Source organism: Paraburkholderia lebeckiae, from assembly GCF_050436225.1.
In the GTDB taxonomy this organism is placed as follows: domain Bacteria; phylum Pseudomonadota; class Gammaproteobacteria; order Burkholderiales; family Burkholderiaceae; genus Paraburkholderia; species Paraburkholderia tuberum.
Genome location: NZ_JBNDLU010000003.1, coordinates 285,135 through 310,267 on the forward strand (window position 1 = coordinate 285,135; position 25,133 = coordinate 310,267).

Annotated in this window: 29 protein-coding genes; 15 read left to right on the forward strand and 14 right to left on the reverse strand. The window is 61.9% G+C overall.

Translation table 11 applies throughout. The annotated features are described in order from the left end of the window. Positions 1-293 precede the first annotated feature (293 nt). On the forward strand, positions 294-797 hold the full coding sequence (locus tag OKW45_RS36055) for a flavin reductase family protein (RefSeq protein ID WP_429473595.1): 504 nt from the start codon (positions 294-296) through the stop codon (positions 795-797). Positions 798-817: 20 nt separating this feature from the next. Here OKW45_RS36055 and OKW45_RS36060 read toward each other — a convergent pair whose 3' ends face one another. Then, positions 818-1,267 carry a hypothetical protein gene (locus tag OKW45_RS36060; protein ID WP_084754241.1) on the reverse strand — a complete coding sequence of 150 codons (450 nt, stop codon included), beginning with the start codon at positions 1,265-1,267 and terminating at the stop codon, positions 818-820. A 130-nt stretch (positions 1,268-1,397) separates the two neighbouring features. On the opposite strand from OKW45_RS36060, the gene OKW45_RS36065 reads away from it, so the two are divergent. Further along, the gene (locus OKW45_RS36065; protein ID WP_018422547.1) at positions 1,398-1,904 is read left to right on the forward strand and encodes a PRC-barrel domain-containing protein; all 507 of its coding nucleotides are present in this window, start codon (positions 1,398-1,400) and stop codon (positions 1,902-1,904) included. A gap of 80 nt (positions 1,905-1,984) precedes the next feature. On the opposite strand, the gene OKW45_RS36070 is transcribed toward OKW45_RS36065, so the two are convergent. Beyond that, complete coding sequence (locus tag OKW45_RS36070) at positions 1,985-2,224, reverse strand: hypothetical protein (protein ID WP_429473596.1); 240 nt, start codon at positions 2,222-2,224, stop codon at positions 1,985-1,987. Positions 2,225-2,551: 327 nt separating this feature from the next. On the opposite strand from OKW45_RS36070, the gene phaZ reads away from it, so the two are divergent. Further along, on the forward strand, positions 2,552-3,850 hold the full coding sequence (gene phaZ / locus OKW45_RS36075) for a polyhydroxyalkanoate depolymerase (RefSeq protein WP_429473597.1): 1,299 nt from the start codon (positions 2,552-2,554) through the stop codon (positions 3,848-3,850). 68 nt (positions 3,851-3,918) lie between these two features. Here the strand turns inward: phaZ and OKW45_RS36080 are convergent, their stop codons facing one another. The 3 genes from OKW45_RS36080 to OKW45_RS36090 form a co-directional block, all read right to left on the reverse strand. Beyond that, the gene (locus OKW45_RS36080; protein ID WP_018422550.1) at positions 3,919-4,233 is read right to left on the reverse strand and encodes a hypothetical protein; all 315 of its coding nucleotides are present in this window, start codon (positions 4,231-4,233) and stop codon (positions 3,919-3,921) included. A gap of 137 nt (positions 4,234-4,370) precedes the next feature. Next, positions 4,371-5,117: an acetoacetyl-CoA reductase gene (gene phbB / locus OKW45_RS36085; RefSeq protein WP_429473598.1), complete on the reverse strand. Its 747-nt coding sequence runs from the start codon at positions 5,115-5,117 to the stop codon at positions 4,371-4,373. A 64-nt stretch (positions 5,118-5,181) separates the two neighbouring features. Further along, positions 5,182-5,529: a polyketide synthase gene (locus OKW45_RS36090; protein ID WP_429473599.1), complete on the reverse strand. Its 348-nt coding sequence runs from the start codon at positions 5,527-5,529 to the stop codon at positions 5,182-5,184. 203 nt (positions 5,530-5,732) lie between these two features. Here OKW45_RS36090 and OKW45_RS36095 point away from each other — a divergent pair, with 203 nt between their 5' ends. Both OKW45_RS36095 and OKW45_RS36100 read left to right on the forward strand, forming a co-directional pair. Next, positions 5,733-6,572: a universal stress protein gene (locus OKW45_RS36095; RefSeq protein WP_429473600.1), complete on the forward strand. Its 840-nt coding sequence runs from the start codon at positions 5,733-5,735 to the stop codon at positions 6,570-6,572. 23 nt (positions 6,573-6,595) lie between these two features. After that, entirely contained in the window at positions 6,596-7,099 is a 504-nt protein-coding gene (locus tag OKW45_RS36100) for a universal stress protein (protein ID WP_018422554.1), read from the forward strand. A 68-nt stretch (positions 7,100-7,167) separates the two neighbouring features. Here OKW45_RS36100 and OKW45_RS36105 read toward each other — a convergent pair whose 3' ends face one another. The 3 genes from OKW45_RS36105 to OKW45_RS36115 form a co-directional block, all read right to left on the reverse strand. Beyond that, on the reverse strand, positions 7,168-7,629 hold the full coding sequence (locus tag OKW45_RS36105) for a universal stress protein (RefSeq protein WP_018422555.1): 462 nt from the start codon (positions 7,627-7,629) through the stop codon (positions 7,168-7,170). A gap of 100 nt (positions 7,630-7,729) precedes the next feature. Continuing rightward, the gene (locus OKW45_RS36110; RefSeq protein ID WP_429473601.1) at positions 7,730-8,011 is read right to left on the reverse strand and encodes a hypothetical protein; all 282 of its coding nucleotides are present in this window, start codon (positions 8,009-8,011) and stop codon (positions 7,730-7,732) included. After that, a complete protein-coding gene (locus OKW45_RS36115; protein WP_429474024.1) occupies positions 8,008-8,214 on the reverse strand; it encodes an AbrB/MazE/SpoVT family DNA-binding domain-containing protein in 207 nt (68 codons plus the stop codon). The genes OKW45_RS36110 and OKW45_RS36115 overlap by 4 nt, the downstream gene beginning before the upstream one ends. A 606-nt stretch (positions 8,215-8,820) precedes the next feature. Between OKW45_RS36115 and OKW45_RS36120 the strand changes: the two genes are divergently transcribed. The 3 genes from OKW45_RS36120 to OKW45_RS36130 all read left to right on the forward strand — a co-directional run bounded on the left by OKW45_RS36120 (position 8,821) and on the right by OKW45_RS36130 (position 10,915). Continuing rightward, the gene (locus OKW45_RS36120) at positions 8,821-9,249 is read left to right on the forward strand and encodes a helix-turn-helix domain-containing protein (protein ID WP_429473602.1); all 429 of its coding nucleotides are present in this window, start codon (positions 8,821-8,823) and stop codon (positions 9,247-9,249) included. 28 nt (positions 9,250-9,277) lie between these two features. Then, positions 9,278-9,826, forward strand: a complete 549-nt coding sequence (locus OKW45_RS36125) for an IS630 family transposase (protein WP_429473603.1) — start codon at positions 9,278-9,280, stop codon at positions 9,824-9,826. 95 nt (positions 9,827-9,921) lie between these two features. Continuing rightward, positions 9,922-10,915, forward strand: a protein-coding gene (locus tag OKW45_RS36130) for an IS5 family transposase (RefSeq protein WP_429473604.1) whose coding sequence is annotated in 2 segments (ribosomal slippage) — positions 9,922-10,875 and positions 10,877-10,915 — 993 coding nt in all. Because the reading frame shifts where the segments join, the coding sequence is not laid out codon by codon here. A gap of 156 nt (positions 10,916-11,071) precedes the next feature. On the opposite strand, the gene OKW45_RS36135 is transcribed toward OKW45_RS36130, so the two are convergent. From OKW45_RS36135 to OKW45_RS36145, 3 genes are all read right to left on the reverse strand, one after another. Beyond that, positions 11,072-11,698, reverse strand: a complete 627-nt coding sequence (locus OKW45_RS36135) for a hypothetical protein (RefSeq protein ID WP_429473605.1) — start codon at positions 11,696-11,698, stop codon at positions 11,072-11,074. Further along, positions 11,682-12,383 carry a VgrG-related protein gene (locus OKW45_RS36140; RefSeq protein WP_429474025.1) on the reverse strand — a complete coding sequence of 234 codons (702 nt, stop codon included), beginning with the start codon at positions 12,381-12,383 and terminating at the stop codon, positions 11,682-11,684. Before OKW45_RS36140 ends, OKW45_RS36135 begins: the two co-directional genes overlap by 17 nt. Before the next feature lie 2,156 nt (positions 12,384-14,539). After that, on the reverse strand, positions 14,540-16,813 hold the full coding sequence (locus OKW45_RS36145) for a type VI secretion system Vgr family protein (RefSeq protein ID WP_429473606.1): 2,274 nt from the start codon (positions 16,811-16,813) through the stop codon (positions 14,540-14,542). 238 nt (positions 16,814-17,051) lie between these two features. Between OKW45_RS36145 and OKW45_RS36150 the strand changes: the two genes are divergently transcribed. From OKW45_RS36150 to OKW45_RS36165, 4 genes are all read left to right on the forward strand, one after another. After that, positions 17,052-18,074: an IS30 family transposase gene (locus OKW45_RS36150; RefSeq protein ID WP_175166534.1), complete on the forward strand. Its 1,023-nt coding sequence runs from the start codon at positions 17,052-17,054 to the stop codon at positions 18,072-18,074. Positions 18,075-18,335: 261 nt separating this feature from the next. After that, on the forward strand, positions 18,336-18,743 hold the full coding sequence (locus OKW45_RS36155) for a response regulator (RefSeq protein WP_018422564.1): 408 nt from the start codon (positions 18,336-18,338) through the stop codon (positions 18,741-18,743). Positions 18,744-18,759: 16 nt separating this feature from the next. Then, the gene (fnr, locus tag OKW45_RS36160) at positions 18,760-19,542 is read left to right on the forward strand and encodes a fumarate/nitrate reduction transcriptional regulator Fnr (RefSeq protein ID WP_026226171.1); all 783 of its coding nucleotides are present in this window, start codon (positions 18,760-18,762) and stop codon (positions 19,540-19,542) included. Positions 19,543-19,664: 122 nt separating this feature from the next. Continuing rightward, positions 19,665-20,765, forward strand: a complete 1,101-nt coding sequence (locus OKW45_RS36165; protein ID WP_429473607.1) for a PAS domain-containing sensor histidine kinase — start codon at positions 19,665-19,667, stop codon at positions 20,763-20,765. Between the two features lie 33 nt (positions 20,766-20,798). Here OKW45_RS36165 and OKW45_RS36170 read toward each other — a convergent pair whose 3' ends face one another. The 3 genes from OKW45_RS36170 to OKW45_RS36180 form a co-directional block, all read right to left on the reverse strand. Then, positions 20,799-21,269, reverse strand: a complete 471-nt coding sequence (locus tag OKW45_RS36170) for a universal stress protein (RefSeq protein ID WP_018422567.1) — start codon at positions 21,267-21,269, stop codon at positions 20,799-20,801. Positions 21,270-21,319: 50 nt separating this feature from the next. Then, complete coding sequence (locus OKW45_RS36175; RefSeq protein ID WP_429473608.1) at positions 21,320-22,321, reverse strand: universal stress protein; 1,002 nt, start codon at positions 22,319-22,321, stop codon at positions 21,320-21,322. A 117-nt stretch (positions 22,322-22,438) separates the two neighbouring features. Beyond that, entirely contained in the window at positions 22,439-23,428 is a 990-nt protein-coding gene (locus OKW45_RS36180; RefSeq protein WP_429473609.1) for a zinc-dependent alcohol dehydrogenase family protein, read from the reverse strand. Positions 23,429-23,653: 225 nt separating this feature from the next. Between OKW45_RS36180 and OKW45_RS36185 the strand changes: the two genes are divergently transcribed. From OKW45_RS36185 to OKW45_RS36195, 3 genes are all read left to right on the forward strand, one after another. After that, positions 23,654-23,959, forward strand: coding sequence for a c-type cytochrome (locus tag OKW45_RS36185; protein ID WP_429474026.1), 306 nt, complete (start codon positions 23,654-23,656; stop codon positions 23,957-23,959). Positions 23,960-24,046: 87 nt separating this feature from the next. Next, positions 24,047-24,418: a DUF3564 domain-containing protein gene (locus OKW45_RS36190; RefSeq protein ID WP_184005539.1), complete on the forward strand. Its 372-nt coding sequence runs from the start codon at positions 24,047-24,049 to the stop codon at positions 24,416-24,418. Positions 24,419-24,574: 156 nt separating this feature from the next. Then, positions 24,575-25,105, forward strand: a complete 531-nt coding sequence (locus tag OKW45_RS36195; protein WP_429473610.1) for a cytochrome b — start codon at positions 24,575-24,577, stop codon at positions 25,103-25,105. Positions 25,106-25,133: the final 28 nt, after the last annotated feature.

Genomic DNA, 25,133 nt, shown 5'->3' on the forward strand with positions numbered 1-25,133 from the left:
GGAATGCTCCATTTGGAGCCGATGAAAGCGCCAATCGGTGCACGCACTCGTGCCGGCCGCCCTCGTTCGGTGCAAAGCTTTCGGTCGCCCCTAGCACGCTCTATATCTTTAGCTAAATACAATATTTATCGTTTGCATAATCCGGTATAGCCTGAATTCGTCCCGCAGGCGTGCATCGCGTCACGTCTGCTTCCGCTTCCATTTCTCCATCGAAACGAATATCCGGAAAGGAGCAATCCGGAGCAGCCGCACAGGCATGCAACACGCGACGAAATTTTTATCCAGGAGGCCCTATGAGCAATTGGATCGCGCAGCTTTTCCGGCATTTGACTGCGGGTGTGTATGTGATCGGCGTAGCGGACGGCGAGCGCCGCAATGCGTTCACCGCAAGCTCGGTGATGCAGGTTTCGTTCACACCATTGCTGATAGCGCTCGGCATCAGTCCCGAGCATGAGTCGTACGAACTCCTGCGCAGCGGCGCGGTGTTCGCGATCAGCGTGTTGCGCGCGGATCAACAGAAGCTCGCCGAGCACTTCGGCACGCAGTCGGGCCGAGCCGTCGACAAGCTCGCGGCGGCTCGCTGGCGTACCGGCGTGACCGGCGCGCCGTTGTTGCTCGATGCGCTCGCGCATTTCGACTGCCGGGTGACCGGCGACATCGAGGCGGGAGATCATCGGCTGATAGTTGGGCGTGTCGTCGATGGCGCGCTAGCCGGCGCGGACGGCGAGCCGCTGATCTACGCGCAGACCGGCAATCTCGACATGAGCGAGGATCTTTATCCGGAGACGTTTTCGTAGTTCGGTGGCGTGCTGGCTGCTCAATGCCAGTGCCCGCCATGTCCTCCGTGCCAGTGGCCGTAATAGCCGCCATGGCCATGGCCACCGCCCCAGTAGCCTCCGATCACCACTGACGGTCCCCACCATCCGTAGTAGCCCGCCCATGGATAGCCATAGGGATAGCCGTAATAGCCCGGATAACCGTAATACCCGGGATAGCCGTAATAAGCAGGCGCAGGTACCGCGACGTACGTGCAATTCTGTCCCGACAACGGCAAGTCGTTTGGCGCCGCATTCGCGGCCGTCGTATCGCTCGCCGGCGCAGGCGCATTGCCGGACGATGCTTCCGCGGGGCCAGTGGCAGTGGCGCTGGTGCAGGCGTAATAGCCACCGGCTCCCGGATAGTACGAATAAGGACCGTAATAGACGCAGCCAGACAGCGCACATACGCCCGCCACGCCAATGCATAGACCAACGATTCCACAACGCATGATCGCTCCCCCTATCCGGGCGCAGCGCAGCCGTCTCGACACGGCGTGTTTTTATTCTAGTCTTTGAATCCGGTATCAGGTATGCGTCTTGCGGACGGCAGGTAATTCCGTGGAAATCAGGAGTTTCGACATGAACCCGCTCGATCCCCTCGACCCGAACGCCTCCGCGACTCCCGCACAGCCCAGCGCCGGCGCACGTATCGCCGGCGGCGGCGTCGGCGACGGTCCCGGACCCGAGGTCATGGCCGCCGCGACGCTCGACGGCAACAAGGTGATCTCTGCCGATGGCCAGGACCTCGGCAAAATCTCCGACATCATGCTCGACGTGCGCAGCGGCCGCATCGCGTATGCGGTGCTGACGGAGGGCGCTTTTCTCGGCATCGGCGGGACTTTGCACGCGATCCCGTGGCGTTCGCTGACGCTCGACACGGACCGCAAGTGCTTCCAGCTGGACGCCACGGCCGAGCAGGTGAAAAGCTCGCCGGGCTTCGACAAGGACCATTGGCCGGCGATGGCCGATCGCGCATGGGGGACGTCGGTCCATCAGTTCTATCATCGCGAACCGTACTGGGAAGCGACGCGCAGTGTCGTCGAAAGCGATCCCGCGACACGTGTCGATCCGACGAGCGGAATCTGAAGACACTCATCGCGACGCTCGAGCACCGCTACCTCGCACGCGTTGCCTGTTGCGGCGAGCACGCGAGGCGCGGTGCGCTTTTACACCCCGATGGTCCGCGTCGTTTTCAGCGCGATCCACGTCATGCCTTCGCGCAAGCCTTCGAGTACCGCTTCTCTTTCCACGGCGAACGCCTGCAACTGATGAAAGGTGCGTTCGAAGTCACCCTCGGGCGACACATGTTTGACATGGATCGTCGACTGAAACCCGCCTTCCTTCGCCTGCTGCGTCTCGACGCTCACGGACCAGGTTCCTTCCTGCGCGTTTGCTGATATGGTCATTGGATGCTCCTCGGGGTTGTCGCGAGCGACTGCCATCGTCAGCGTAATGACCCGCAACGCCTCTCTCGTTGATCCACGTCAACCGTCGACACGAACCGTGAGTCACGCTCGACGTCGTTCGCTTTCCTCGATACTTTCAGCTCCGTTTCAGACGCACGCCATCGCGTGAAAACCCTGCCGGGAAAACGCGCAATGCCTCTTGCACGCGGCGTGCTTGGCGCGCCGCGCGCACCGATTTCGCGGTAAGCTTTGCGACGGTATCCGCGTCACGAGTTCGTGCCGGTGCGGCAACGCTGCCCTCATGATCGACGAACGCTGGAGTTCATCATGTGGTACGCCTTCATCGATGCACAGCAACGCCTCGCCCGCGCGATGGTCGGGGGAGTTCTATCCGAATGGGAGTCGGAGCCGCGCCCGCAAGCGGGTTGGCTCGGCCCGGAACAGGCGGCCGACGCGTTCAGCTACTGGCTGCTGAGATCCGCCTGCGCTTTCGAACGAACGCCGACATTCGCGATCCACTCCGTTGCCGGCAACGGTAGCCGCGTTACCGTCGACGAAAGCGTCATCGCCTCCTTGCCGCTCGGCGCGCTGCTCAGGTTCAAGCGCAACCCCTCTACACCCCCTACCGACGCAAAACTGCCGGTGCTGTTGTGTGCGCCCCTCGCCGGACATCACTCAGTCATGCTGCGCGAGACCATCGAAACGCTGCTCGAAGAACGCGACGTGTTCGTAACCGATTGGGCCGACGCGCGCGACGTGCCGCGCGAAGCGGGCCCGCTATCGCTCGACGACTACGTGCAGGCGCTCGAAAGCTTCGTCGGCGCCGTCCGCGCGTTCGGTTCGCCGGTTCATGTGATCGCGATCTGTCAGGCGAGCGTGCCTGCGCTCGGCGCCGCGGCGCTGCTCGCCATGGACGAGGCAGCGCCGATCGCGAGCCTCTCGCTACTCGGCGGCCCGATCGATACCCGTTTGAACCCGACCGTCACCGACCGCTTCGCCAGTTCCCATTCGCTCCAGTGGTTTCGCGACAATGCGATCGATATCGTTCCACCGCCCTATTGCGGCGCGGGGCGTCTCGTGTATCCGGGCTTCATCCAGCAGACCGCGATTTTTGCCGCGCATCCGGAGCGGCAGTTGCGACTCGAAGCGGATTACTGGTCCCGATGGCTCGCCGGCGACATGCCCGGTGCGCAGCGGGCGCTGCGCTCGGCAAACGAATATGCCGCGGTGCTCGACATGGCGGAGTGCTACTTCTTCGACATGCTTCGTGTGGTGTTTCACGAACATCAGTTGCCGCGCGATCTGTGGTCGGTCGCCGGGCGCCGGGTACGAATCGCCGCGCTGCGCGATACCCCGCTGTGCACGATCGAGGGTGACAGCGACGAGATCACAGGCGCGGGGCAAACGCATTGCGCGCATGCGCTGCGCGATGCATCGCCGATGCCACCCGCGCGGCAGCTCACCATCGAGCAGTGCAATCACTACGACCTGTTTATCGGGCCGCGTTGGCGCGATGCGGTTCATCCGGGGCTCTGCGAATTCTGGCGCGATGTCGAGCACGCCGCGCTGAAGGTTTGCCGGCCGCGCCGCGCGGCCAGGGTTTCGGCAAACCGCAGATCGGCGTGAGGTGGCCGGGTAAACGTCAGCAGTCCGCATCTGGCGATCGTCGAGCGTCACGTCACGACGCAAGTTCGTCAGTTCCCACGCTCGGTGCGGAGCGCTGTTTCGAGCGTCATCTCCGCCATATCGAACGCGCGACGGATCGCCGCTTTGGCGTCGTCGTCAGCGCAGTGCGCGACGGGCTTGAGCTCGTGCGCGGGCGTGACCAGATCCAGCCTCACGTCATACCGCGGATGCGCCGATCCCGGACGCAACGCCTCGATGGCGAGATGGCAGTGCGACACGAGCGCGCCAAACCGCGCGAGACGGACCAGTTGCGCACCGGCTTCCGCTTCGAGCGGAGCGGCACCCGCAAAGCCAAGGTAGACGATCTGCATGTCGATGCCCATCTTCGCCTCCCCTTGCGAGTGTCGATCGAACCTGTTTCGCGCAGACTCAGGGTCCAGGCGCTTGCTATGGGGCTTATCTTGTTCTTGCCAGAAAGGCGGTCATTGACGTGGGTCAAGCGCGGTGAAGGCGAGCACCCTCACTGCATATGCATACCCCCGTTAATCGCAATGTCCGCACCGGTGATAAAAGCCGCCTCCTCTGAGCATAGAAACGCGATCAACGCCGCCACCTCGTCCGGACGTCCCAGCCGGCCGACCGGAATCTGCGGCAGGATCTTCGTGTCGAGGATCTCGCGCGGCACCGCTTCGACCATCGCGGTCGCGAGATAACCGGGCGACACCGTGTTCACCGTGACGCCGTGCTTCGCGGTTTCGAGCGCAAGTGCTTTCGTGAAGCCGTGCACGCCCGCTTTGGCCGCTGAATAATTGGTTTGCCCGTAGGCGCCGCGCGAACCGTTGACCGACCCCACGTTGACGATGCGGCCGTGGCGCCGCTCGAGCATGCCGGGCAACAGCGGCTTGCTCATGTTGAACAGGCCATCGAGATCGGTGCGCAGCACGGCATCCCAGTGCTCCTTGCTCATCTTCGCGAAGCTCGTGTCGTGCGTGATGCCCGCGTTGTTGATCAGCACGTCGACCGCGCCCAGTTCGGCCAGCACGCGTTGCGCGCAACGCGCGCATGAATCGAAGTCGGCGATGTCGGCTTCGTAAGCGTGAAAGTCGCGCCCCGTGTCGCGCTCGTGCTGCAGCCATGTCGACGCGTGATCGTTGCGCGTCGAGTGCGTCACCGCGACCGTCATGCCCGCGTCATGAAGCGCCCGGCTGACCGCCGCGCCCAAACCGCCCATCCCGCCTGTGACCAATGCCACGCGATCCGTTCCCATCTGAACTCCTCCTTGCCGTGTCTGCCATTGACGGTGCGCGCGCCGGCTTTGCCGGCTCGCGCGGCTAAACGACGCCCGCGAACGGCAGCGCGTTCTGCGAGCTCCACCACCAAGCGCTCAGGCCGCCCGCGAGCGGCGCGATGCCTGGCGCGATGCCGTACGCCGCCTGCCACCACGCATACCAGGCGGCGCAAGCGCGGTTGGCCTCGTCGAACCAGTCCGCCTCGCGCTGCGCGGCGACAGCGATCGACTTGCTCCAGTCGGCGAGGCACCGCTCGGCGTACCCGTGTGCCGCGCCCTGTGCGGTCTGATACGCCGCCGCGTAGTCGAGCCAGCCTTCGGGCGGTCCGGATGCCGTCGAGGTCCATGGTGAAGCGGGGCGCCCGAGCGGCGCATCGGATTTGGAAATCATGATCGCTGCCCTCCAGAGCACAGCATAGGATTGCCAGGCGCGGTTGCAAACCGTCGAGCGCGCCTGCCACTGTATTGAGCGCGCGGCGGCCCGCGCTTGATCTGCATCAACAGCCGCGGCCGCCGGGCTCATAGACTCCATTTGACGACGGGCTCGAGCCTGCTTGCGCCCGTTTCCCCACGTTCTGTCACGGAGCTTTGGCAATGAGCTACAAAAGCATTCTCGTTCACCTCGATACGAGCGTTCGTGCACATCCGCGCCTCGAAATCGCATTGCAGCTCGCACACCGCTTTCAAGCGACGCTGACCGGCCTGTTTTCGACGTACGTGCCACCGCGGCACGCGTTCTTCGTGATGGCCGGCACCGCCGACTACTACGCGGAGCACGAGCGCCTGCGGCACGAGCGTGCCAGCGCGCTCGAGCGGCTGTTTCGTGCGGAACTCGCGCGCGCGAACGTCGACGGTCATTGGATCGCCGCGAACGGCTACGCGAACGACATGGTGCCGCCCTATGCGCGTCTCGCCGATCTGATCGTGCTCGGGCAGACCGACCCGACCGATCCCGAGGCGTTCGTCGCCGAACAGTTCGTCGAGCACGTCGTGCTGTCGGCCGGGCGGCCGGTGCTGCTGGTGCCGTCGGGCGGCACCTTCGCGGCACCCGGCCGCCACGTGCTGATCGCGTGGGACGGCAGCCGCGAAGCCACCCGCGCGATCCAAGACGCACTGCCGTTCCTCGCGCACGCGGCCAAAGTGACACTGCTGACGGTTCATTCGTCGGCCGATCGTCCGCCGCGCGACACGGTTCCGGGCGACGACATCGCACTCACCGTCGCGCGTCACGGCGTCAAGATCGACGTGCGCGAACTGAGCGTCGCGGACAACACGCCGGTCGGCGACGCGCTGCTGTCGCAGGCGGCCGACCTCGACTGCGACATGATTGTGATGGGCGCCTACGCGCATTCGCGTCTGCACGAAGTCGTACTGGGCGGCGCGACGCGCACGATGCTCGAGTCGATGACCGTGCCGGTGCTGTTGTCGCACTGAAGTGCGCGCTTAAGGAGTCCGCCATGTTTCACCGCCTGCTCGTCGCGCTCGATGGCAGCGACACCGCCTCCCGTGCGTTCGACGCCGCGCTGACCCTTGCCGCCGAATCGGGCGCCGAGCTGCAGCCGCTGTACGTGATCGACGTGCCCGTCATCGCCTATGACGCGCCCGGCTTCGACCCTTGCTTGATCCAGGACGCCTTCATCGACGAAGGCAAGCGGATCGCGGCCGATGCCCAGAGCCGGATGACCGCGCGCGGGATCAAGGGCACGGCCCGCACCGTCGAAGCCGCGATCACCGGCGAAGACGTCGCGCATCGCATCGTCGAGGCGGCGCTCGAATGGCACGCCGACGCGATCGTGATGGGCACGCACGGCCGCCGTGGTGTTCAACGACTGATGCTCGGCAGCGTCGCCGAGCGCGTGCTGCGCAGCGCCAGCTGCCCGGTGCTGATGGTTCCAGCGCACGCGAACGGCGCGACGTGCGATCAGTCAGTCCCGGCCTGCGCCGAAAACGAACTCACCTGAGCCGCGAAAACCGGGCTGTTGCGCGGCCGCTCCCACGCGATCGCGCCACGATTCCGCGACGCGGCGCTTCAGGGACGCGCGTGCCCGTGTTCGTCATGCCGCACGATCAGCACCGGCTTGTCGGTCGCACGCACGAGCGACTCCGCGACGCTGCCGAGCAGAAAGCGCTGCACGCCGTGGCGACCGTGCGTGCCCATCACGATCAGATCGGCTTCGATTTCGTCGGCGACGCGCGCGAGCACCGCGGACACGCTTTCAGCGTACGCGTCGATCACCCGCACGCCGCCGGGCACCTGCGCCTCGCGCATCAGCTCGCGCGGCGCATCGAGCGCGCGGCTGGCGAATTCTTGCGCCGCGCCCGCCGGTTCCGGCTCGAAAGCCACATCGGCATTGTCCGACCACTTGCCGTGCCCTACCACGCAGCAGGCTTCGAGCGTGGCGCCTGTCAGCTTCGCGAGCTTCAGCGCCTCGGCAAAGGCGCGCTGCGCGCTGGGACTGTCGTCGAGCGCAACCAGAATTCGTGCATACATGTTGGACTCCCTGTGAAAGCGCTGGCATGAACCGAAGCGGTGCCGTCGCGTGTCCGCGCCGACAGTGTGAAGCGCGCGCCGCCGCGCGGCTTGACGCAGGTCAATGGGCCGCCGCTCGGGGTCGCCGCTTGCGAGCGGCGACAACTCCTTCAATGACCAGTTCCTTGCTGCCGATCATCGAGTCGATGATGTCCTTCATCTGCTCGCGCTCGACGCCATAGCAGCGCGCGAGCACCCGCACGACCTCGACCAGGGCGATCTGCGAAACGCAGCCCGGCCGTTCGGCCGACAGGGACTCCATCAGCGCCGTCGCCTCCTTCGACCGCACGGCGTCGTGCTGGGCGAAGTAGCGGACCGGAACGTTCGTATCCAGTCCGATCATCGCGCCAATGCCCCCTGCTCGGCGATGGCCCGGTTCATGTCCTCGATCGACATCGGTTTCGCGGGCTTCTTCACGATGCCCTTGAGCGACGCAAGCGAGTGCGTGGCCGGATAGACCTCATAGCGGCCCGTCGCCTCGTTGAAGCTGAATCCGAGCCGATCTCCCGCCTCCAGGCCAAGCTGGTTGCGCACGTCCACCGGGATCGTGACCTAGCCCTTCGAAGTGATAGTTGCTGCTGCCATAGTGGCACCTCCGATGCTCCTAGCATTGAGGTAAGGAGAAGAAAAAGGCAAGGACGAAATGGCCGCGCGCCGATGAGGTTTTTAACAGTAGACAGGCTAGAAACGCCGAGCAGCCTCGGAAGCAGCGTCCAGACGTTATCGTCTACCGTGCCAACACGGTCTACGATGAGCAGGAGTGGGAAATATCGATAATTTGCATCGTAGGCACGTCTTCCCCGGCAGTAACAAGCCTCAGCTACTTACCATTCTTCGAATAATTGAAAATACATAATGGCCGGTCTATCGCACAGCTTTCCACTTCTTTAATGCCACTTCGTATTAATATATTTTCGACGCCGGCCCGTCACCTTGATTGAACAGGATGCCAACCTTCGTGGATTAAAAGCTTCCTGGCGTGCAAAAAATTCATGGCGACTATCCTGCGGAAACCATTCGCCGGTTTCGACGTTCAGCGCCATTGCGGACGGCATGGGCGGGAAGTTTGAGTATATTGAATAGGTGATAAGTGTTCCTGGTAAAACTGCTTGGATTTCGGTAACCTGGATTTTTCCTGGTACCGAGGTGTCGATGAAATGCCGTGTGAAGCTTGTGAAGGCTGAGGAGATCACATTGCAGGAGATGGCGATCAATCACCGGTTCAAGAACACTCGCCGACGCGCCACGGGTGTTTTGATGCTCGCTCGCGGGGATAAGCCAAAGGTCGTCTGTGCAGCCCTCGGTGTGAGCGACCAGGCTGTCTACAACTGGGCTCACGCGTGGCGTATTGGAGGCATTTGCGCGCTCATGGGTGGTCACAACGGTGGTCGACCGCGTGCACTTCCCGATGAGGTGGTCGCTGTCGCGCTGGAGATTGCGCGGGCCGAGCCGCTTACCCTGGCCCAGATAGCTCGACGCGTTGAGCAGGCACAAGCCCAGGCGCTGCCCTGCAAGATAGAAACGCTGGGTGAAGACCTCAAGCGTGCGGGCTTCACTTCAAGCGCAACCGGTTCTCGCTGAAAAAAAGCGCAATGAACAGGAGTTCGACATGAAACAGGCCACGCTCGAGAAGCTTCGGGTCGCCGCGCGCGATGGCCAGTGTCACCTGTTTTATTTCGACGAGGCCGGTTTTTGCGGATCACCGCCTGTGCAGCGTAGCTGGTCACCACGTGGACTGCCCCATGCCATTGAGCCCAACCACCATTGTCGACGCAATGTGATGGGCGCACTGAACTTCGCGGAGAACAGTTTCGTCCATGCAGCAGGCAGCCATACGGTCAAAGGGCCTCACGTTGAGGGTTTTCTCAATGACCTGATCTGTCAGGGCGATGGAAAACCGACCGTGATCGTGCTGGACAACGCTAGCATTCATCACGGGATCGATCAGCTCACACTGGACCGCTGGTTCATCGAACACAAAGCACTCCTTTTTTATCTGCCGCCGTACAGCCCCGAACTGAATCTCATCGAGATCGTATGGAAGCACTTCAAGTATCACTGGCGGCGATTCGCGACGTGGACGAAAGAAACCATCGATGCGGAGCTCGAAATTCTGCTCAGCGGATACGGTTCAAAATCCCAAGTAAATTTTTCGTGAACACTTAGGGAAACACTGATTTATCAGGCTCGGCCGTCATCGCTGAGGTGTCCGAGTGCGTTGTAGAAGGAAGCTCACGGAACGGACCCATAGTGATGAAGCGGCAGATCAGCTTTGCAGAAGCGGAAAGTGCGGGCAAGAAGCGGGTGACCAGGCGTCAGCGCTTCCTGACAGAGATGGAGAGGGTCGTCCCATGGCCGCGGTTGCTGTCGGCGATCGAGCCGTACTACCCGAAGGGTGAGCGTGGCCGTCCGCCGATTGGTCTGGAGCGGATGCTTCGAATCTACTTTCTGCAGCAGTGGTACGGCCTGTCGGACGAAGGTCTGGAAGACGCGATGTACGACAGCATCGCGATGCGAGCCTTCGCCGGCATCGATCTGGCGGTCGAGGACGTTCCGGACGCGACCACGCTGTTGAAGTTCCGGCGCCTGCTGGTCGAATATGACCTGACGCGGAAGCTGTTCGACGAGATCGGCATTTCGCTGTGCGAACGCGGATTGATGATGAAGGAAGGCACGCTGGTCGACGCGACGATCATCGAAGCGCCGTCGTCGACCAAGAACGCCGGGAAGAGTCGCGATCCGGAAATGCATCAAACGAAGAAAGGTAACGAGTGGCACTTCGGCATGAAGGCGCACATCGGCGTCGATGCCGATTCGGGACTGGTTCACAGCGTGGTCGGCACGTCCGCCAACGTGTCGGATGTCTCGCAAGCCTATGCGCTGCTGCACGGGCATGAAGAGGAAGCGTTCGGCGACGCGGGCTACATCGGCGTAGACAAACGCGACGAAATGAAGGGCAAGTCGGTGAAGTGGCGCGTGGCGGCCAAGCGCGGAAAGATCAAGGCGATGCAGGACGGTCCGCTGAAGGACCTGGTGGTTGCGGTCGAGCGAACCAAGGCGCAGATTCGCGCACGGGTCGAGCATCCGTTTCATATCGTCAAGAACCTGTTCCGTCATCGCAAGGTGCGCTACAAGGGACTGGCCAAGAACACGGCGCAACTGTTCAGTCTGTTCGCCCTGGCGAACCTGGTGATCGCGCGAAACGCGGTTGCGGTCGGTTCATGGGAGCAGTCCGTCATGCGTGTGAAAAATGCGAGAAATGAGGCGCATCCTCAGGTCAAAACTCACCAGAATTGCCAACGCTTCATTTCGGCATCCGGAAATTCCGAACCAGCGCCGCCGACAACCTCGCGGGATGGCCTATTAATCAGCGATTCCCTAGAGCTTCACTTCAAAATTTTAATCATTTCTTTTGCGTGAATTCATATTCTTTCGAGATGGTTTCGACAGTTTTTCTGTCTTCTTTATCTAGTTTCAGTTTAGTATGGTTGGCCTCAATGAAAGGCCGTAGTGCTTCATTCGCCTCAGTGGGTTTCCCATGTTTTCTCATGTCCGCGGCATTCTGGCCTTCCATTCGCATGAAATAAGTGAAAGTGCTGGCGTATTTTGCGCTTTGCTCGGCGACTTTTTTATAGTCCCCCGAGAAATCTATGCCATCAGCGCAGATGCCATTAACCTCCACGTTACCAATGCGGATGCGAGATGGATAAATATATACTCCTGCGCGTTTTTCTGAAACAGAATTCGCATCAACGTCGATTATATCGTTGCGAACAGGGTTTAGTGGACCTTCATAGAAATTTGGCCTCTTTTTTAGATGAAGCGTGGCTTTTGCGAAGCAATCGGAAGGTGTCGCCGGACCCTGAGGTATAGCTCCACCAGCTACAAGTAGAGTTTTATTTTCGCCAGAATCTATCAATATGGCGTCGCCATACGCTCCGGCGTATACACTTATTGCAGTTCCGCACATCGCATATGTGGCGTGAGCAAGTGCAACACTGAGAAAAACTGATTTAATAATCGCTTTCATTTCGCAGTTCATCCTGAGCCTTTGGTCTTTCCGATACGTATCGTCCAGCGACCCCAGCTTGCTGGGCAGCCGAAGAGTGTATGAATCTAATCAACTGGCCGTGTGCGTTCGTCTTCCCGCGTTCCGCATAAATGGCATCAATCAAGGCCCGGTCATAATCACGGGTCTCCGAGTTCGGCATGTTCAGATTTTTTATCGCTGAAGTTACAACGTCCGTTGTCGGGCCGTGCTGAACTGCAGTCGACCATACGACATCATTTATTGCATGTGAGTGATAGCGAAGATCTACGCCGGTATTGGATATCACGGTGCTAATCTGTACGTCGAAATGAGTCCTCTTCATGAATTCGTGCTCGACAGAAACAAATTGGTTCGCGTTATTCTGTACGATTTCTCTCCATTTGCTGGTAAAGGCTGGCGTGCCCGGTGTCAACCCAGCAAAATCTGCGGCCCAAGGGAAATCTGGAGAAGTCACAAAAATCTTGACCGTTCCGCCAATGACAAATGTGCCATCGGGTCTGCGCGTCTTGCTGGTCATTTGGTAGGTGCCGTACGAAACCCCACCAGGATCTCCTTGCCCACCAGATACCGTACTCGGACCGCGTCCACCAGTTTCATACTGGGTTGACAATTTGCCAAGGTCGTAGTCCCGTCTCTTCCTGCTGACGAGAAAATTCCCAATCATAGCTACCGGATGAACGTGATTCACCACTGGGCTGGCGGGAAATCCCTCCACCTCACCCTTGACGGAATCCCACCACTGAAGCTTCCTGATGCGCTCCAGTTCGCATTTCCAGTTCTCCGCCGCATTACGCATCAGTGGGGTAAGCGCTTCCCAACGGCTCACGCCACCGCCCCATTCGCTTTCGTATTTCAGGATGACGTGTCCCAAGTCACTTGCCAGCCACCGGCGTCCAAGCGCCTGCCGTAACTTGACCGCAGTCACAATCACACTACCGTCCTTGCCCAGATCGTCCTTCGTCGCACCAGATGAAGGCAAACGACTTACAGTCTGCTCGAGCTTCGACAATAGAGCGCTATTGCCGACGGCCTCCGTGGAGGGCGCGAATGCCTTCTGTTCCTTAGGGTTCGCCGAGCCGGTAACCGACAGGTTTCGCTTGAAAGCGTCAGTGAGATTAATGCCCGTTGCGTCGACGATTTCAAAGCCCGGCCATGCCCACGGACTCTCCCAATGCGTGCCAGGGTGATTTCCGCTACCGTCAGATTGCTTCCCGCCACAAACCCAACCCGTGGCCGCCTGCCCCGAACCCGTACCGACTTCGAGGCGCCACCAGGTTACTCCCTTGTCGTCGACCGCGACGTTTCCGTCACCGAGCGAATTCAGTTCCGCGCGCGGATAAGCCACGAGATCCGAGTTGACCGGTGAGCTGGCTTGACTCAATTGCAACGGAAACGATTTCCACGCAGATATTCCGTTCGGGGAACCGGGCTGGTTCAATCCGGAACGCGCAATCCAGACTGGTCCCTGGTATTGTTGTGCATGACCTCCCGGACCCGGAATCCACGGCTGGACCTGTACCCAGGGCCCAGTTTTCGGACTGTTAGGGGTAAGCGTGAGTTTGGCAAGTTGCGCCGCGTCGCCGAGTTTGACGTCAGCGCCGACTGGCTTTGCGATGAGCTTCGCACCTGCCTGGATAACGAAAATGGTTTTGTCACCTTGGGGCAGCTCCGCAGCCCGCGCCCGGCTTTTCTCGATGAACGCCTTTAGCGTTTCGTCGGCGAAAACCTCCAGATGCAACAACTGCCGGCTCGGGACCGGCGGCAGAGGCGTTGAGGTTTCGTAGTCGATATATTCTCCAAGCTGCCCCAACAATGTCCCCGCACTCACGTGGATGGAGTGGTCCGACGGGGGAATAACCACGGTGCCGACACCCGTCGGCTCCTTTACGGCCTGCTGATCGTGCAGATAGACCCACCCCCAGTCTCCTTCGGATGTCAGTGGTGTTTCAGTCTCTTTGACGACGTCGGGGACGGGACCCTCCCCTGGCGCAGCCTTCGCCCTGACGCCATCTGGAACCAGCCATGGCGCTTGCGGTCCGTCTTCCCAGCCGAAATAATCACCGCTCTGAGGAGCAACCATCGTCCCCGATGTAATCGCCTTGATATGCCCCCACGGACCGCGCGTTTCGCCGACGGTGATTTCACTTCCTTCTGGTAAAAAGCCGACATATTGCCCAGGGGTGAACCTGTTTTTCTTGCCTGCCGTCGGCGCCGTGTATACGAGCGCACCGGACGCGCCACCTCCCACTTGTGTGTCCTTGGCCCCAATGCGGAATGCTGTCACACCAGGCCACCAGCCTGGTCGGTCGAGCGTGCCGTCCGCCAGATAGGTGCTCCAGTCTGCCATGTGCATATAGAGGCTGAAGAATGTCAGCGTCTCGTCGGCTGGTTGTGCGGTGGTACTTCCAGGCGCTGCAGGCATTGTCATTTTGTGCCGGACCAGCACAAAGCCTGTCGAGTACAGAGCCCAGTCCCGCGTCTGCGTGAACTGCAGATGCGGGTACGTATCGTCGAGCTTGTAGGCAACGATATCGCCGTCGGCAATGACCCGCACGCCCTTGGACTGGTCTACGCGTGACGCAGAAGCCGGACCAAAGTGAACGCCGCCGTGCGGAAAGCCATTTACACCAAGCGGGAAAAAACCATCGCTCATGGCTCCCAGCGCGCCGTAGAAAATCTGCGGATCGGTGATTTCCTTACCATCCTTCGCTGGAAAAGGATATCGCCATGTCAGTGACGAAGCAGACGGTGTATTTGCCGGATTGTTCTGCGGCGCCCGCGGATGGTTTTGTGGAGAGGCCATTTGCAGATCGAATGAGTTTAGCCAGAAAACCTGGAGCCATGCCCGGTCAGGTCGGGGAGGTCATTTGCCGTGGGCAGCTTTGGGGAAATCTGCGTCGACGCCGCACCCTTCTTCTGGATCGTGATGACCTTGAAGAACAGGTCGGCAGGACCACCGAGCGTGACATTGCCGTCCTTGAGCTGGATGAATGCGCCACCACATTCGAGAACGAGTTCGTTCTTCGCGCTGATGCGTACCGTACCGTTCACGCTCGACACCGACACGTCCTGATCGGCAAGCAGTGACATTGCATCGCTCTGGGCCTGAATCTCGACCGGGCCCATCGCTGCAAAGATCTTGATACCGAGCTTCTGCGCGAACAGCGAAATCTTCTCGCCGGCCACAACCGTGAACCGCTTCACCACGCTCCAGTCGGCGTTCTTTCCGGCAACAGCCGAGATATTGGCCTTTGCTGCGAACTGCAGACCCTGGCCCGTGACGAGCGCCGCAGAAGCCGGCGTGCTCATGAGCAGCCCGGGTCTCTTCAGGCCGTCAAGATCGTCCTTCATCTGCTGCTGCGCATCGGTGTCGGCAGGTTCGGCCTTCGCACTGCTGGCGGACGCTGCCAGCGCCTTTGCGGTCGCCAGCGCGCTCTCGAGTTGAGCGATGGTCTCCTGCATGTCGAGCTGCTTGCCGCTCGCGGCCGGGCGATCATACGCCGTCAGGTGTAGACCTTTACCTGCGCGCTCGACCCCGTAACCCGATGTCCGGAGCTCGTAGCCTTCACCCCGGTATTCGAGTTTCTGGTTCACGAGATAGCCAAGGTTCAGCTGTGGCTTCCCGGAGTGCTCCGTGCTCAGCTTGATGCCTTCCTGGCCCTCCCAGTCCTCCATGCGCAGCTTGTTGTTCTTCTGCGTACGGATCATGTTGCGCGACAGCCAGCGCCGGTCGTTCGTGATGAGGTCGCGGGCCTGGCTGTGGTGATGGAAGGCCGTAATTTCTGGCTTGTCCGGATCCCCATCCCTGAAGGAAATCACGGCTTCGTCATTATCCAGCGCGACGAAATGCATGCCGGTCTGCAGCTTCCCGGCGAAGGGTTTTGCCATGCGCAGTGGCACACTCTCACCGCCCTTCGGCCAGTCCGCAAAATCCACGTCGAAACGCACCACGTAATAGCCGACGGAATTCAGGTACCCATACGTGTACTTGTCCGGACTGCAGATTCGCGCTGAAAGTGTGCCGGCGATCTTGGGCCAGGTGTCTGGCTTCAGTTCAAGACGGAAACGCCGGTCGGCCGGGATGGCCTTGTAGCTGTTTGTATAGGGCTTGTCGCGTGCGCCGCTGTGGGTGATCTCGGTGACCACCTGGCCTTTCGGCGCATCGGGCAGAGCAACATCCGTCTCCAGGACACGCGCGCATTGAAGCGAGAGCACGGTGCTCTCGCCTTCATACACGATCTGGCGGGCGAGCGCCGCTTCGTGGCGCAACTGTGCTTCCCACTTTGCGCCGTCCTGGTCGAGGTGGTTCGTACCGTAAATGTACGGTTGGCCATAGGTGGTGGGATCGTCTGGCGCAACGTTCGCCTCATCCCGAAAGCGCTCCCAGGCGCTTTCCGGGTTATAGTCCGCGACGACGAACGACTGCGGCACCGTCTCCGTATGCGTCCTGATCGACGTGATGGCCTCTACTCCACCCGCTTCGAGACCCGCCGCTTCACGGTACGGCACGATGAGTCGCGGGTCGTAGATGTAGTGATCGATGTCGTCACCAAACACGACCTGATCGCCGTACTCGGTCTCAACAATATAGAAGTAGATGCCCGACTTCTGCATCAGCATCTGCAGCCAGGCCAGATCATTGATCCTGTACTGGAAACGGAAAAGTTGCTTGAGGTACTGTTTCCGCAGGCGGAAAGAGAACTGGTGTTCGCGCAGACCATGACGTCGCAGGATCGCGGCAAGCCGTCCGATGTGGGATTTCAGAACGATCTCATATTTCCTGAAATCCTTTGTCGTCTGTATTGTCGAGAAGCGCTCGATGTATCCCGAAAAGATCTTCGGCACGCCATCGTCTGGCACGATCCTGAAGACCGCATCCCGGCTCAGGTAGTCGGTGCGTGCAAGCTGGCCCGGATGGGTCACCACGATGCGCACAAGGTTGGGTTCGCCCATTTTTTCGGACGCGTCAAATGACACGACCGAGAGCTGCGCCGCACTGTCAGTCCCCGGCACATCCAGGAAATATGCCTGACGTCCTGGTGTCGCCGTCAGATCCGATACAACCTTCCTCGCTTCGTCATACAGGCTTGCCATTTTTGCTTATTCCTCACCTGATCAGCAGTACGTCGGAACCGCTACGCATGAAATACGATCGCGTAACCAATGGGTATTTGGGGTGAGTACATTACGCGCCTTCGATCTGCCAGTGAAGCATTGCTCGTGTCGACATGAAACGTTTGTTGTTTTCAATCAGCTACTGACAATTGTTGACCTTTAAGGCTGAGCGGCCTCAAATCTGAAGTGCAACACCTATCTCGTATAAGGTGTTGCGATGCACGAAAGAACTCAGTACCAGCAACTTCAACCTGAAGAGCGTCTGACCATTGCAAGCCTGCATCTGCAGGGTTCGAGTATCCGGGCCATGGCCCGGATACTCGGGCGCTCGCCGGCCACCGTTAGCCGGGAACTGACGCGAAACAGCTCTCCCGCTGGCTACGCGTCCGTGTCGGCTGAAGCACTCAGTGCCGCACGCCGCAGCGCGGGTCGCCATCCCACAAAGCTTTGCCTGCAAAGCGTCTGCTGGCGTATCGTTCTCACCCTGCTCGAGTGGAAATGGTCTCCCCAGCAGATATCGGGCACACTCAAGCGTATGTATCCGACCGACCCGACCCAGCAGGTTTCGCACGAAACCATCTACACGGCCATCTATGCCCAGCCGCGCGGCGAACTGCGCCGTCAGCTCATTGCGTGCTTGCGCCATGGCCACAGCACGCGCATGCCGCGTACACGGGGCACAGACCGGCGCGGACAGATTCCTGACATGGTCAGTATTCATGTGCGGCCGCCCGAAATCGAAGACCGACTGCTGCCTGGGCACTGGGAAGGCGACTTCATCAAGGGTGCCGGCAACCAGTCCTCGGTAGGCGTGCTGGTCGAACGGACCAGCCGGCTGGTGCTGCTTGCCAAGATGGAAGACGCCACCGCCGCTTCAGCGCTGGCGGGCTTCTCCGCCAAACTCAATTCGATTGTCGCGCCATTACGGCAGAGCTTCACCTACGACCAGGGCAAAGAAATGTCGCGCCATAAAGAGCTCACCGCCGCAACCGGCGTGAAGGTGTACTTCTGCGACCCCCACAGTCCCTGGCAACGCGGCACTTGCGAAAACACCAACGGGCTACTGCGCCAGTATCTGCCCAAAAGCACAGACCTTTCGGTCTACAGTCAGGACGAACTTGACGCTATCGCCGACAGTCTGAACAGCCGACCTCGCGCGACTCATGCCTTCCATTCGCCATTCGAGGTCTTCGCCGCGACCCTTGCCTCAGCAAGTCAACCTCAAGGCTCTAAACATTAAACCCGCTGTTGCGCTTCACTCTTGAAACCGCCCTGTTTTTGAGATGTATCGCGTGCTAAACATAACCGGTTAAGGAAACGCTGATTTATTCAGCTCGATACATCGGTCATCTCTGGCGTAGCTGCTCGCCCGCAACTTGCGCAGTTGGCCCATGGATCAGCGTTTCCATAGGAATATTCCTACAACAATTACCCGAACTCCTAGCTCCGCTTAAAGCGCCGCCGATATATTTTTGAGATGAGGTCGCCAATACTGGTCGGTATGGACACCGCCCCGCCAGCCACCTTATCGAGAGTCTTCCTCGTCGACGATGCGACCGAGGTCCGGCGCCGGCTTGCTCGCCTGATCGCACTGATTCCCGGCATCGAAATCGCCGGCGAGTCCGCCGGCGTCGAGCACGCGTTCGACGACATCGTCGCGAGTCGCGCCGATGTCGCGGTGCTGGACCCGTGCTTCTCGGGCAAGACCAATCTGCTGCTGCTCGCGGCGCTATCGCGGGTGCGGCCGTCCATTGTCAGCATCGTGTTGACCAATCATTGCGCGACGGCGTTTCGCCGAGCGTGCGAAGCGGCGGGCGCCGACTTCTTCTTCGACAAGACCTCGGAGTTCGAACTCGCCTGCCGTGCCATCGAAGCGATTGCCTATGCGCGTCGTGCGCATCCGGTCTGACCGCCAGGAGCCGATCATGCAAGTTGCCGCAGTATGTGAACCCCGCCACGACGCGCCCCGCACTTCGCACGTCGTACCGATCCACGTCGTGCCACGCACCGCGGCGGCACGCCACGCCGCGCCGCGCTGCTCGACCTGCGCGATGCGCGCGATCTGCATGCCGCCCGAGCTGACATCCGACGAACTGAGCCGACTCGACACGTTGATCTGCTCGACGCGCTCGATCAAACGCGGTAATGCGCTGTATCGCGCGGGCGACGCGTTTCAAAGCATCTACGCGATCCGCGCCGGGTCGTTCAAGACCGTGGTCATGCATCGCGACGGCCGCGAGCACGTGACTGGCTTCCAGATAGCCGGCGACTCGCTCGGCCTCGACGGCATCAGCGAGGGCAAGCAGAATTGCGACGCGATCGCGCTCGAAGACAGCGTCGCGTGCATCGTTCCGTTCGCGCAGCTCGAGGCGATCTGTCGCGAGATGAAGCCGATGCAGCATCACATCTACCAGATGATGAGCAGCGAGATCGTGCGCGAATCGAGCCAGATGATGCTGCTCGGCACGATGACCGCCGAACAGCGCGTCGCGACTTTTCTGCTGAATCTGTCGAAGCGCTTCAAGGCGCGCGGCTTTTCCGCGGCGGAGTTTCATTTGCGCATGACCCGCGAGGAAATCGGTTGCTTTCTGGGCATGAAGCTCGAAACGGTGAGCCGGATGTTCTCGAAGTTCCAGCGCGAGCGCCTCGTCAAGGCGAACGGCAAAACGATCCGCATCGAAGACGCGGAAGGACTGGCTCGGGTTTGAACGCCGACGCGACGCTCGCCTCACGTTCGTTCGCGGGACATGCCGGGTGGAACAAGCGCTCCCGAACTGATATAACTCGGTGCATTGCGGTGCGCGGCCTTGCGTGACCGCCCGGAGGAGCGATGGGTCTGTCGAGCGGCGAGTCTTCCTGCTTCACCGGTGCGGCGCCCGTGTCGGACGTGCCCGTCGAGGATCGCTATTTCATGTTGATCGAAGCGGTTCAGGACTATGCGATCTTCATGCTCGACGTGTCCGGCCGCGTGACCAGCTGGAATTCCGGCGCACAGCGCATCAAGGGCTACACGCCCGAAGAAATCATCGGCCAGCATTTCTCGAAGTTCTATACCCCGGAAGACATCGCGGCCGGCAAGCCCGCTCGCGAACTGGAAACCGCCGCAGCCGTAGGCCGCGCTGAGGACGAGGCCTGGCGCGTACGTCGCGACGGCTCGCGTTTCTGGGCCAACGTGGTCGTTTCCGCCGTGCACGACGCGTCGGGCGCGCTGCTCGGCTTCGCCAAGATCACGCGCGACCTGACCGAACGTATGCGCCTCGCGGAACTCGAACGCGCGAATCAGCTATCCACGCACGTGCAGATCGCCCGCGAAAACGAGCAGAAACGTATTGCGCGCGAACTGCACGACGATCTCGGCCAACGACTGACCGCGCTGAAAATGAGCGTCGCGCTGCTCGAAGCGAAGCTGAAAAGCCAGGCCGACACCGAGCCGCTGGCCGCGCAGACGCATGAACTGCAAAAGCAGATCGACTGGATGGCCGCTTCGCTGCGGCGTATCGCCGCCGATCTGCGGCCCCCGCTGCTCGACGACCTCGGGCTCGCCGCCGCGCTCGACTGGCTGGCCGAAGACTTCACGAAACGCTACAACGTGCGCTCGAGCGTGCATCTCGAACCGGCCGAGCCGGTGTGCGGCGAATTCGCGGCGACGGCGCTGTTTCGCATCGTTCAGGAGGCGTTGACGAACGTCGCGCGGCACGCCAAGGCCGGGCGCGTTCGCATCGACATGACCTGCGCGGGCCCCATCGTATCGCTCGATATCGAGGATGACGGCGTGGGTGTCGCGCTGGATCGGCCGTGGGGAACAGATTCGTTCGGTCTGCTCGGCATTCGCGAACGCGTACGGCAGTTGCGCGGCAACGTGTCGTTCACCAGCTCGCCGGGCCACGGCTTCAGGATCTCGATCCAGATACCGGCCGACGCGCTCGCGTAATGTTCACGCGCTGCCGCGCCCCGCTGTCGCGGATTATTCCGCAGCCGCATCCTCGGTGCTCTGCTCGCGCATGAGCAGCACCGGACAGGTCGAGAAACGCAGCACCCGCTCCGCCACGCTGCCGATCACGAGGCGCCGCACGCCGCGTCGCCCATGCGTGCCCAGCACAAGCAGATCGGCGTGGATCTGCTCGCCGTGGCGCAGCACGATCGCGGCGACGTCGTCGGACAGGCTCTCCGACTCGATCATTTCAGGGCGGCAAGGCACATCGGCGGCGGCGCAGGCCTGTTCGGCCTCCTCCAGCACCGATTGGCCGTCCTGGCGCATCGCCTCGACGAGCGTGAGCGGGTCGTAATAGCCGGCATAGGAAAAGAGCGGCGTCTTGTCGACCACATAAACCGGATGCACGACGCCCTTCGTCAACGCGGCGAGATTCACCGCTTCTTTCAGCGCGCGTTTCGAGAAAGTACTGCCGTCTAGCGCGACGAGGATATGTTGGTACATGCCGATTCTCCACTGAGGTTGGATTTGTCAACGCGCGTGGCGCGCTCCTGCTACAGATAAAAGGGCCCGCCCGCACTGCCCAGATACGGCTCCCGCCACTCGCCGTGCGGCACGTCGTCCGCCCGCAACGACGACGCGCCCCGCGGACACACGAGCACGGGACACGCCGCGTCGCGCAGCGTGCGTGACGTCACGTGGCCCGGCAACGGATGCGGCGCGCCGCGCATGCCATGCGAACCCATCACGATCAGGTCCGCGTGCCAGCGTTGCGCTTCGTCGAGAATCGCGCTCGACGCATCGCCGGAATCGTCGTCGAACTCGAGCAACGCGGTTTCGGCCGCGCGCCGGCTTTGTTCGAGCATCGCCGCGCCGCGCCGCAAGACATCGATTCGATGCTGCGACACGACTTCGAACGGTAACCATTCGCGCCACGCGAACCGGTCGTCGGCCGCGTAGACGACCTTGATGCGCGCGTCGGGCGGCGCTACCACGAGCGCGGTGCGCAGCGCGTCGAGCGCGGTGTCGCTGCCATCGATCGCGACCAGCACGCGGCTCACCGCCGACCCGTCGCTCGTGTCGGTCGACCTCGCCGGCATGTACAGCACCGGACGCGCGATCGACGCGACCAGTTCCTCGGGATCGATACGGCTGTCCCAGCGATGTTCACGCGGATGCGCGGCCACCGCGACCAGATCCGCGTCCCATTGCGTCGCCGTGTGGGCGAGCGCTTCGGCCGCGCCCTGATGCAGCGCGGTGAGATCGACGATCTCGGCGTCGGTCGCCGCGACGACGCCGTGCAACGCGATCACCGTGTCGCGCAGCGCGGCCTGCGCGCCGTGCAGCATCGCGCGATGCGCCTCGCACCAGTCCGGATAGCTAAGCATCAGCGTCGGATAAAGCGCGGCCGGATTGCGAACGATATCGACGAGACGAAAGCGCGCATCCGCCGCGGCGAACTGCCGGGCGACGCGCGTGCCGAGCGGCAGTCCGCTGCCGCCCGCGGACGCGATCATCACGCGGTGGAAGGTGTTGCGCTCGGCAGCAGTATTCATCGGCTCTCCTCGGATCGTCGGCCCGTGACGGGGACGCTAACGGTTCGCGCTTACATGATGAACGCCGACGCGGCGCGCGGCTTGATCTGTATCAAGCGCCAACGGCTCGCTAGCGGATCACGAGCGGACCGCGAGCACCGCCGCGCCGGTCAGGTTGCCGTTGCGCAGATCGTCGAGCGCGCGGTTCGCGTCGCGCAACGCGTAAGTCGTCGTCTCGATCGCGAGCTGCATCTCGGCGGCGTTGCGCATGAACTGAAGCCCATCGTCGCGGGTCAGATTCGCGACCGACACCACGCGCCGCTCGCCCCACAGAAACGCGTAAGGGAACGACGGAATGTCGCTCATATGAATGCCGCCGCACACCACCACGCCGCCTTTCGCGACCGCCTGCAACGCCAGCGGCACCAGTGCGCCGACCGGCGCGAACAGCAGCGCGGCGTCGAGTTCGCCGGGCGCTGCTTCGTCGCTGCCGCCGGCCCATGCTGCGCCGAGGCGCAGCGCGAGTTGCTGGGCCGCGTGGTCGCCGGGACGCGTGAACGCATAGACGGTGCGCTGCTGGTGACGCGCCACCTGCGCGACGAGATGCGCGGCCGCGCCGAAACCGTAGATGCCGATCCGTTCGGCGTCGCCCGCCATGCTCAACGTGCGATAGCCGATCAGACCCGCGCACAGCAGCGGCGCGGCCTCGATATCGCTGTAGTGCGGCGGCAGATGAAAGCAGTAGCGGCTATCGGCGACCGTGCGCTCGGCGTAGCCGCCGTCGATCGTGTAGCCGGTGAAGCCAGCGTCGTCGCAGAGATTTTCGCGGGCGGACAGACAGTAGCGGCAGTGGCCGCAGGTGCGCCCGACCCACGGCACGCCGACCCGCTCGCCCACCGTGAATCCGCTGACGCCCGCGCCCAATTCGGCCACCACGCCGACGATTTCGTGGCCGGGAATCACCGGCCGCTTTGGATGCTCGAGCTCGCGGTCGACCAGATGCAGGTCCGTGCGGCACACGCCGCACGCATGAACGTCGATCAGGATCTCGCCGGCACCGGGCCGCGGATCAGGCACTTCCCGCTCGGTCAGCGTCGCCGAGCTGCCGTCGAACACCATCGCTCGCATCGGGTTCTCCTTCAGAAGCTTCGGCGGCGACGAGCTGCCGTCATGGCAGACAGCGAGGCGTGAGCCGTTTTCATCAGCATAGGCGCGCCATTGTGTCGCGCGATCGGGGCCTGCCGTAGACCATTTGATCGAGGTCAATGAGGGCCGTTTCGCCGCCCGTACACTGATCTTATTCCTGATACGGGAGTACGTGCCGTGATTGCGCGAATCCGAAATGGTCTGCTCGTGTGCGCGGCGTCCGCGCTGACGGCCGGCGTCGCCCATGGCGAGCCCGAGCCGAGCGCGCTCGTCGATCAGCAGCACTGCATGTTTTGCCGTACGCGCGATGCGCCGTTTCTCGCGCCGTCGTTCCAGCAGATCGCCGAGCGCTATCGCAACATGCCAGACGCGCAGACGATGCTTGAGCACAAGCTGCGACTCGGCGGCAAGGCGCACTGGGGCGATACGCCGATGCCGCCGCCGGCCGAGCGCGGCGGGCCCTTATCGGCGCAGGACGCGCACACGCTCGTGCAATGGGTACTTAGCCAATAAGGACTCGATGCGCACGCAGCGGGCCCGCCGCCGACGCGCGATGGCGCCGGCAATGCGAATCAGTCGTTTATGTTGCGGAGACTTGTCATGCGTTTGACCGTTCACCTCGACACGTTCGATCGTGTCAACCCGATGGCCTTCGCCATTCTCTGGCTCGACAAGGACACGCGGCAATGGTCGCGCGAAGGTCATTTCGGGCTGGAGTTGCCCGAATGGGGCGCGTTGCATATGGATTGCGGCAATACGCTGGTGTGCGCGCCGCATAGCACGGTGCCGGTCTGCGTGCTCGAGGGGTTCGATCTGAACCAGCTCGACGGACCGTTCGAAGGCGAGGTCGGCCGCGTGCAGTGGTGCGCCGAACGCGACCGCATGACGAGCGGCCACTGGCGCGTGCAATGTGTCGACGCCGAACAGACGGAACCGGAAAACGGCGTATTCGCAAGCGGCGAAGACGCCTGAATCGGTGAATCACAATCGAGGAGGCACCAAGACGCCGCGCAGCAGATCCCGACAACAGCGTCGACAGCCGGCCTCGACGATCGCTCCTTAACCTGACCTTAAGGCCGGCAGTGTACGATCCTGTGTCAATAAAAACCTCTACTCACAGGCTCGCCTATGCATCTCTCAACTGAACCCCGCTATGACTTCGTTGCACGTTTGCTCCATTGGCTCGTCGTCGGGCTGGTTGCCGCTCAGTTCGTGATCGGCTGGACGATGCCGGACGTGCACCGCGATACCGTGCCGAACGGCGAAATCGCGCGGCACCTTGGCGTGGGCACCGCACTGCTCGCAGCGATGGCGTGCCGCGTGCTGTGGCGTGCGACTCACCGGCCGCCGCCGGACAACCTGCCGCCGTTGTTTCGCATCGCCTCGAAAGTCGCACACCTGGCGCTGTACGTGCTGCTCGTGCTGGTGCCGCTGCTCGGCTGGATCAACGCTTCGTCACGCGCATGGACGGTTCGCCTCGCCGGATGGGTTCCGTTGCCTCCGCTGTCGGCGGCGGGCTCGTCATTCGGGCATGCAATGGGTGATGTTCACGGCGTTCTCGCGTGGGTGCTGTTCGGCGTCATCTGCCTGCACGTCGCAGCAGCGATGTTTCATCAGTTCGTCGCCGGCGACCGCGTTCTGCAGCGCATGAAATTCTAGCGCGGCCGCCGCTCCCCCTCGCCGCGTC

Coding starts and splice junctions, on each gene's coding strand:
- OKW45_RS36100 (WP_018422554.1), top strand. CDS start 6,596: ATGTTTCACCGCCTGCTCGTCGCGCTCGATGGCAGCGACACCGCCTCC.
- OKW45_RS36070 (WP_429473596.1), bottom strand. CDS start 2,224: ATGACCATATCAGCAAACGCGCAGGAAGGAACCTGGTCCGTGAGCGTC.
- OKW45_RS36145 (WP_429473606.1), bottom strand. CDS start 16,813: ATGGCAAGCCTGTATGACGAAGCGAGGAAGGTTGTATCGGATCTGACG.
- OKW45_RS36150 (WP_175166534.1), top strand. CDS start 17,052: ATGCACGAAAGAACTCAGTACCAGCAACTTCAACCTGAAGAGCGTCTG.
- phbB (WP_429473598.1), bottom strand. CDS start 5,117: ATGGGAACGGATCGCGTGGCATTGGTCACAGGCGGGATGGGCGGTTTG.
- OKW45_RS36135 (WP_429473605.1), bottom strand. CDS start 11,698: ATGAAAGCGATTATTAAATCAGTTTTTCTCAGTGTTGCACTTGCTCAC.
- OKW45_RS36060 (WP_084754241.1), bottom strand. CDS start 1,267: ATGCGTTGTGGAATCGTTGGTCTATGCATTGGCGTGGCGGGCGTATGT.
- OKW45_RS36105 (WP_018422555.1), bottom strand. CDS start 7,629: ATGTATGCACGAATTCTGGTTGCGCTCGACGACAGTCCCAGCGCGCAG.
- OKW45_RS36095 (WP_429473600.1), top strand. CDS start 5,733: ATGAGCTACAAAAGCATTCTCGTTCACCTCGATACGAGCGTTCGTGCA.
- OKW45_RS36065 (WP_018422547.1), top strand. CDS start 1,398: ATGAACCCGCTCGATCCCCTCGACCCGAACGCCTCCGCGACTCCCGCA.
- OKW45_RS36165 (WP_429473607.1), top strand. CDS start 19,665: ATGGGTCTGTCGAGCGGCGAGTCTTCCTGCTTCACCGGTGCGGCGCCC.
- OKW45_RS36140 (WP_429474025.1), bottom strand. CDS start 12,383: ATGATTGGGAATTTTCTCGTCAGCAGGAAGAGACGGGACTACGACCTT.
- OKW45_RS36090 (WP_429473599.1), bottom strand. CDS start 5,529: ATGATTTCCAAATCCGATGCGCCGCTCGGGCGCCCCGCTTCACCATGG.
- OKW45_RS36120 (WP_429473602.1), top strand. CDS start 8,821: ATGAAATGCCGTGTGAAGCTTGTGAAGGCTGAGGAGATCACATTGCAG.
- OKW45_RS36175 (WP_429473608.1), bottom strand. CDS start 22,321: ATGAATACTGCTGCCGAGCGCAACACCTTCCACCGCGTGATGATCGCG.
- OKW45_RS36170 (WP_018422567.1), bottom strand. CDS start 21,269: ATGTACCAACATATCCTCGTCGCGCTAGACGGCAGTACTTTCTCGAAA.
- OKW45_RS36155 (WP_018422564.1), top strand. CDS start 18,336: ATGGACACCGCCCCGCCAGCCACCTTATCGAGAGTCTTCCTCGTCGAC.
- OKW45_RS36190 (WP_184005539.1), top strand. CDS start 24,047: ATGCGTTTGACCGTTCACCTCGACACGTTCGATCGTGTCAACCCGATG.
- OKW45_RS36195 (WP_429473610.1), top strand. CDS start 24,575: ATGCATCTCTCAACTGAACCCCGCTATGACTTCGTTGCACGTTTGCTC.
- OKW45_RS36110 (WP_429473601.1), bottom strand. CDS start 8,011: ATGATCGGACTGGATACGAACGTTCCGGTCCGCTACTTCGCCCAGCAC.
- OKW45_RS36180 (WP_429473609.1), bottom strand. CDS start 23,428: ATGCGAGCGATGGTGTTCGACGGCAGCTCGGCGACGCTGACCGAGCGG.
- OKW45_RS36055 (WP_429473595.1), top strand. CDS start 294: ATGAGCAATTGGATCGCGCAGCTTTTCCGGCATTTGACTGCGGGTGTG.
- fnr (WP_026226171.1), top strand. CDS start 18,760: ATGCAAGTTGCCGCAGTATGTGAACCCCGCCACGACGCGCCCCGCACT.
- OKW45_RS36125 (WP_429473603.1), top strand. CDS start 9,278: ATGAAACAGGCCACGCTCGAGAAGCTTCGGGTCGCCGCGCGCGATGGC.
- phaZ (WP_429473597.1), top strand. CDS start 2,552: ATGTGGTACGCCTTCATCGATGCACAGCAACGCCTCGCCCGCGCGATG.
- OKW45_RS36080 (WP_018422550.1), bottom strand. CDS start 4,233: ATGGGCATCGACATGCAGATCGTCTACCTTGGCTTTGCGGGTGCCGCT.